Source organism: Haloarcula sp. S1AR25-4, assembly GCF_031624555.1.
Taxonomy (GTDB): domain Archaea; phylum Halobacteriota; class Halobacteria; order Halobacteriales; family Haloarculaceae; genus Haloarcula; species Haloarcula pellucida.
In genome coordinates this window covers 1-549 of sequence record NZ_JAMQOR010000024.1, presented here as the reverse complement: position 1 = coordinate 549, position 549 = coordinate 1, and the positions used below count along the sequence as shown (strand labels likewise).

General features: G+C 57.0%; 2 rRNA genes. Both read left to right on the top strand.

Going from position 1 to position 549, the window contains the following annotated elements:
* Window positions 1-305 (top strand): 23S ribosomal RNA (locus NDI85_RS22250); the annotation flags it as partial.
* 127 nt (window positions 306-432) lie between these two features.
* Window positions 433-549, top strand: a 5S ribosomal RNA gene (gene rrf, locus NDI85_RS22245); the annotation flags it as partial.

The window sequence follows — 549 nt, the reverse complement described above, 5'->3', positions numbered from 1 at the left end:
TAGACCGTCGTGAGACAGGTCGGCTGCTATCTATTGGGTGTGTAATGGTGTCTGACGGGAACGATCGTATAGTACGAGAGGAACTACGATTGGCCGCCACTGGTGTACCGGTCGTTCGAGAGAGCGCTGCCGGGTAGCCACGCGGCACGGGGTAAGAGCTGAACGCATCTAAGCTCGAAACCCACCTGGAAAAGAGACACCGCTGAAGGCCCCTGTAGAAGACAGGGTAGATAGACTCGGGGTGTACGCACTGAGGTAACGAAGTGTTGAGCCCACGAGAACTAACAGTCTGAAGCCATCATTCATACGCACTGTGACTCGCAGTTCAGCCATCGAGCTGACTGAACGAGTCCAGGCGCAAACTGGATCGCACGTACACAAGGTTATTCGACCGAGACTGGTGATTTCGTGGTTCGATTCCACGACTCGGCGTTAGGCGGCCATAGCGGCGGGGTTGCCTCCCGTACCCATCCCGAACACGGAAGATAAGCCCGCCAGCGTTCCAGGGAGTACTGGAGTGCGCGAGCCTCTGGGAAATCTGGTTCGCCG